Source organism: Escherichia sp. 94.0001 (assembly GCF_013369155.2).
Classification (GTDB): domain Bacteria; phylum Pseudomonadota; class Gammaproteobacteria; order Enterobacterales; family Enterobacteriaceae; genus Escherichia; species Escherichia coli_F.
Genome location: NZ_JABWMS020000022.1, coordinates 58,117 through 64,330 on the forward strand (window position 1 = coordinate 58,117; position 6,214 = coordinate 64,330).

5 protein-coding genes are annotated in these 6,214 nt (G+C 46.6%); 3 read left to right on the top strand and 2 right to left on the bottom strand.

The annotated features are described in order from the left end of the window. Window positions 1–135 precede the first annotated feature (135 nt). The 3 genes from HEN33_RS12770 (at window position 136) to HEN33_RS12780 (ending at window position 2,725) form a co-directional block, all read left to right on the top strand. Window positions 136–384 carry a DinI-like family protein gene (locus HEN33_RS12770; RefSeq protein ID WP_001217539.1) on the top strand — a complete coding sequence of 83 codons (249 nt, stop codon included), beginning with the start codon at window positions 136–138 and terminating at the stop codon, window positions 382–384. Between the two features lie 449 nt (window positions 385–833). Continuing rightward, complete coding sequence (locus HEN33_RS12775; RefSeq protein ID WP_063502048.1) at window positions 834–1,868, top strand: hypothetical protein; 1,035 nt, start codon at window positions 834–836, stop codon at window positions 1,866–1,868. 98 nt (window positions 1,869–1,966) lie between these two features. Continuing rightward, a complete protein-coding gene (locus tag HEN33_RS12780; protein WP_041124208.1) occupies window positions 1,967–2,725 on the top strand; it encodes a hypothetical protein in 759 nt (252 codons plus the stop codon). Between the two features lie 165 nt (window positions 2,726–2,890). Here HEN33_RS12780 and HEN33_RS12785 read toward each other — a convergent pair whose 3' ends face one another. Together HEN33_RS12785 and HEN33_RS12790 are read right to left on the bottom strand one after the other, a co-directional pair. Beyond that, on the bottom strand, window positions 2,891–3,475 hold the full coding sequence (locus HEN33_RS12785; protein WP_137564872.1) for a tail fiber assembly protein: 585 nt from the start codon (window positions 3,473–3,475) through the stop codon (window positions 2,891–2,893). Next, window positions 3,475–6,214, bottom strand: a 2,740-nt coding sequence (locus HEN33_RS12790) for a tail fiber protein (RefSeq protein WP_183083435.1), incomplete at its 5' end; no start/stop codon positions are given. The genes HEN33_RS12790 and HEN33_RS12785, both read right to left, overlap by 1 nt.

The window sequence follows — 6,214 nt, forward strand, 5'->3', positions numbered from 1 at the left end:
ATAGCAGAACATGATCAGTAGGTGTATTTGTAGCCAAAGAACATTTGTATATGCAGCAATCTTTGCTCTATTGACACTGTTTATTCATACAGTTAAAAATAACACTGTATACAAACACAGTGTAGAGGGATTTTTATGCGTATTGAGATCTGCATAGCCAAAGAGAAAATGACTAAAATGCCAAACGGTGCTGTGGATGCGTTAAAGGAAGAATTAACTCGACGCATCAGTAAGCGTTATGACGATGTAGAGGTGATCGTAAAAGCCACCAGCAACGATGGCCTTTCTGTTACGCGCACCGCCGATAAAGATTCAGCTAAAACTTTTGTTCAGGAAACTCTGAAAGATACCTGGGAGTCTGCTGACGAGTGGTTTGTTCACTAATTAGCACGTAAAATCAGTAACGGCTGGAAATCATTCAATACTCGCACTATCGGAAGTTCACCAGCCAACCGCAGCACGTTCTTGCATACGACGTGCCTGCGGTTTCAACTCCCGCAGCCCACCAATCATGATTGGACAATGCCACTATAGCACTAGCAAAAACAAGAAATTAGCAGTCTCAGCAGAACACAGACTAGGCGGCGAAGAGACAACAAAAGATACGCAAAGAAGCCGCGGTTCCAGAAGAATAAAAAACCGCTAATGGACAGCCACCTTAACAAGGACTTTTTATATACGTGATTCACTGATACCAGTGGCATTAATAGCAATTATATACTGATAAAACACCAGGTTATGTATCCATCTAAATCGCGCTAGTATCAGCGCATTAACACACAACTCCAAGTGATTTAGATCACATTCTTACTGGTATGCCACAAGGATCACGCATGGAAGATGCAATTCAGGCCTATGAAATCAATGATATTGATGATATAGAAAATATTTTCGGACGAGTTATTTCAGGCGAAGAAATCCACATTGAAAATTTGAAGTTAAACTTCTTAGAAAGTATTGATTTCAAATTTTTTGGTGATGAAGATAAGTATAATGGTACTCTGCCTGCAAGTTTGGCACAGGGTATCTGTGAATTTCAAACTGAGATGTACAAGGTTTTTACTCTAATCAAGTACAAAACCTCTAACTTACAGAAGCTCACTGCTGAGGATCGAGAAGCTGCAGAGTTGGTTTTTACTATCAATCCTGGCTGCACAGAAATTATCACCTCAGTTAAAGAACTTATTGATTCCTTTGGTAACGCATTTGAGAAGGTAACACAAGGTATGAGCCCAAGACAGAAAACAATGTGTTTCCTGTTTGCTGTCTTAGTTTTAGGCGGCGCATGGGTCGGTACGTCCTACTTAGATCATCAGACACAAGTCGAAACCAAAACTATTGAGTTACAACTGGAAGAAGCAAAACAGCGAGCAGAATCCGAGCGGATGACAATTCTACGCGATGGTATGCTGTCTGCAATAAAAGCACATGAAGGTATTGATACGATAGAGCGCGCCGAAGGTATCCAAGAGCACACAGCTAAGGCATACACTGGAGTTCTTAAAGGTGCATCTGATGCAGACAAAGTGACGATCCGCGGGGCCAGCGATATTGAGCTTTCGCAAGGTCAGGTTCAAGAAATCATCAAGAACCCAATTGAAAAGGCTAAGTCAGAGCAGCAAACATTGGAAGTTGTCATTGATAGTATAAAACGCTCAGCCGATAAGCTAACGTTAAGCTGCCATGAGCCAACAGGTGATGATTCATTCCCGATCTATGTTGATACCAGTTTTATCAATGATCCTGATGAAATAGGCTTAATTTTTGACGCGATGAAAAATAATAAAACGGTCAACATCCTTGGTAGTTATAAGATTAGGTCTGGTGTGATAGAACAAGGTAACGCCTCTACAATCTCACCCCCTTGAACTTCAAACCGGCCAATGTGCCGGTTTGTTATTTCATTACAATCCCTCTTGGGTAACATTTTTATATAGATAACAGTCTTAATTTTTGGTAAGGCACCATGCTCACAGAAAAACAGTTTTTTGAACTTATCAAAGCATTACAGTCATCTAATTTCTCAACCACAGAGATTTTAGGGTTGAGCTTCGCTATTATTATTGCAGCTCTCATAGTGAACTTTATTGTTTCTTTTATAACTGAAAAAGCAAAAATTTCTGCTACCAACGCTAACTATGAAATACTCAGAAAGCAGTTAGCATTAAATACAACAACTATCAAAGATATAGAAAAAAAGATTACTTCTGAGTTGTGGATTTCTCAACAAATCTGGCAAAAAAAGTACGATATGTATGAGTACATTTACACTCAGTTACTTAGTATAAAAAAATGGGCTGATAATGAATTTGAAATTATTGAGATTCACATGATGCCAACATATGTAGCCAATAGTTATCAAGGATATTTTAATCAAGAACAAGAAAAGCAGTTTTGGGATGAAGTACAACAGGCCCACGAAGACCGTGATAAAGCACTAAACGATGAAGATCTTAAATTAAAAAATAAAGAGCTACAACAGAAACTTAGCCTAGCCTTCACAGCATTAACAGAGATGATGTTAACTAAAGCAGTTCTTCTTAATAAAGAAGTAACTGTTATTTTAAATGAATTAATTGAGAATATTGGTACAAATCCATCCCCACAGGAATATGAAGAACCGGATGATTATGGATACAGAATCAAGGGGGCCATGGATAAAGCCTTAGAAAAAATAAGAATTAATGCTTTATCTGATTTAGAAATAAAAAATCCAGAATATTAATCCCCGTCATGTGGTGACAGAGGAATAAAGTTTAATTTCTCTTGCGCGTGAAATGCGTAAAATGAGTAATGGCTGGAAATCATTCAATACTCGCACTATCAAAAGTTTACTAGCCAAACCGCAGCACGTCCTGCATACGTCGTGTCTGCGGTTTTTCTTTTTCGCTTACATTGTGTCTGGTTCTTCCGGCCACTCAATATCAGGTGCAGTTGATGTATCAACACGGTTCAGCAACACCCGATACTTTTTCCAGGCTTCCAGCAACGAGGTTTCTTCCTCCGTTGCGATTTCCAGATCTGCAGCATCCTGAAGCGGCGCAATATGCTCACTGGCTACCTGCATCAGGCTGTTTTTTGTTTCTTCCGCCTCTCGGATCCGGAACAGTTTTTCTACTTCTGCATCTTTCACCCAGGCTGTGCCGTTCCACTTCTGAAACTCCCCTTCCGGGGATAACCAGGTGACATTTTCCGGTAATAAGCCGAGTTCAGAAATAAACAACGCGTCGCCGGAAGCCACGTCATAAACCGTTTTACCCCGATGATCTTCAACGAGATGCCACGATGCCTCATCACTGTTGAAAACAGCCACGAAGCCAGCCGGAATATCTGGCGGTGCAATATCGGTACTGTTTGCTGGCAGACCTGTATGAGGCGGAATATATGCGTCACCTTCACCAATAAATTCATTAGTTCCGTCCAGCAGATTATAAATTTTTATGGTCCGTGGTTGTTCACTCATTCTGAATGCCATTATGCAAGCCTCACAATATAGTTAAATGCGATGTTTTTGACGGTGTTTTCCGCGTTACCAGCAGCGTTAACGGTGATGGTGTGTCCATGTGAACCAATCGCAACGGAGTGCGTATGAGCACCAATACCGACAGTATGTGCATGTGCGCCTGCGCTTGCAGCAGTGCCGGACAGCGAGTGGGTATGAGCACCATCTGATGATGTCTTCCCTGCATTACGAGTCTGGCCACTACCGCTTGTTGTGCTCATAATCCCCGCGCTTAGATTTGAAATCGCAGTATAACCATTAGGAAAAATGCTCGTGTTCGTGCCACCAAATGCACCGGAACTCTTGTGTTGGTGCGCACCGGCACTATTTGCTGTCCCGCTAATACTATGGGTATGTGCACCAGTGTTATTCGTGGATTTAGTGCCGTAATCAAACGATGATGTGGTTTTCGTCCCCAAATCCGTACTGGATGCGCTGGCGCTGTGGGTGTGCGATTTAATGCCGTCCTGTTCCTGAGATAATACGGCTCGACCACTGGCAGGTTTGCCCTTAATCGTCCAGCCACGCATATCAGGGATCACGCCTGACGGATAAGCGGCTGCAAGTTTCGGGTATGCAGATTTGTCAAAAGTCTGCCCCTGCATCAGGGCATAGCCAGACGGAACGGTATCTGATGGCCACGGGATTGGTGCGCCAGGCGGATAAAACTGCTCTGATGGCGTATAGAGTGAATAAACTGTACCGTCCGTTAACCCTTCCGGCTTATTAGCAGAATATGCTGGTGACGTATGAATCGTCACGCTGGCATTACTGGTATAATCCCATTGAATATTTACACCAGTCGCATAATTTCCGATTGCAACGTAAATATCGTAAGTATCACCAGATGTATTGACCCAGGCAAAATTTGTAAACCCTGTCGATGTGCGCTGCCATAAAGCACCAGTAATCCCCTTCGGATTACCATTACCTGCACGCAAAACAAGTTCAGATATACCTGCCTGTTGAGGTGACCCCACGTTAAATCCCGCGCCACCAATCAACGTAATTGAAACAACAGAACTCGCCTGTGGCATGGTTACCGTTGCTAATTTGAACCAACCAGCACCACCGCTGAATGACATTGTTGTTGAGTTAAGCGTACCAATATCTTTCGGCGTCAGTGTTATATCCGCTGAAAGCGCCTTACCATTCACCTTACGGGCAGAAGGTACCCGACCATTCGCATTATCATTAGCTGCTTTCACTGCTTTCGGTGTCGCGGCAAGCGTTTCAGATGCGCTGTTGGTTGCACTACTGAGCTGGACAATTCCTTTTTGTGCTGTCGTAGCGTCCTGAGCGGTATATTTCCCGTTAGCAAGGTCATAGGCTGCCTTTACCGACTTTGGCGTTGCCGCCAGCATTTCAGATGTGCTGTTGGTCGCGCTGCTGAGCTGAACTATCCCTTTCTGTGCTGTCGTTGCATCCTGTGCGGTGTATTTCCCGTTAGCCAGGTCATACGCGGCCTTAACTGCTTTTGGCGTTGCCGCCAGTGACTCGGAAGTGCTGTTAGTCGCACTGCTGAGCTGTACTATCCCCTTTTTCGTCGTGCTCGCATCCTCAAGCGCCACGGCGGATGCAATATCCTCTGCCCGTTTAGCTGCTGTCTCGGCGCGCGTTGCCGCGGATTCCGCCGTACTTTTGCTCTGAGCTGCCGCCGTCGCACTGCCAGCTGCCTCTGTCGCCTTCGTGGATGCCGTCGTGGCGCTGCTCTTCGCTGCTGACGCCTGTCTGGTCGCCTCATCTTTTGAAGCAGACGCCGATGATGCCGATGACGCCGCCGAACTGGCTGACGATGCGGCAGCCGTTTTTGAGGATTCTGCGCTGGTTTCCGACGCTTTCGCGTTCGTTTCGGATGTCTTCGCTGCGGAAGCAGAACTCGCTGCTGCGCTGGCCTGTTCAGTGGCTTCGCCAGCCTTCGTTGTGGCTGTTGAAGCGGATGATGCGGCGCTTTCTGCCGATTTTCCGGCGGCGGTGGCACTGGCTGAGGCCTGCCCGGCACTTGTTGACGCGGCGCTGGCAGATGATGCAGCCGCTGTTTTTGAGCCTGCCGCAGCTGAGGCGCTCTGTCCCGCTGCCGTCTCAGAAGACCTGGCGTTCGTCTCGGACGTTTTTGCCGCCTTCGCGGAATTTCCTGCCGCCGTTGCCGAGGAAGCTGCGCTACTGGCGCTCGAGGATGCGTTCGTTTCTGATGATTTCGCTGCCTCTTTTGAGGCCGCCGCATCCCGGGCTGAGGTGGCTGCTTCTGACGCTTTCGTGGTCGCGGTGGATGCAGAAGTGGCTGCTGATTGTTGTGACGCTGCCGCATTCGTTTCTGACGTTTTCGCCGCACCGGCACTGGTAGCCGCCGCGCTTTTTGAGGACTCTGCAGCGGCAGCACTTTTTGATGCCTCAGAGGCTTTTGCTGATGCCGTTCCTGCGCTGGAAAAAGCCTCCTGAGCCGACGTCGCGGCCTGTCCGGCTGACGTGCTGGCTGCACGTGCTGAGCCTGCAGCATCAGTCGCATGGGTTGCCGCCTCACGGGCAGATGTGCTGGCATCACTGGCTGACTTCTTCGCGGCTGCCGTGTTCTGTGCCACTGCGGACGCGTTACGCGCCACCTCTTCCACCATCAGTTCAAAACGTCGCAATGCCTCCGGACGGGCATCATCCTCCGTCATGGCACCGAGAAAATCATTCAGCGTACCGGGTTGAGAATCTTCATACACGGTG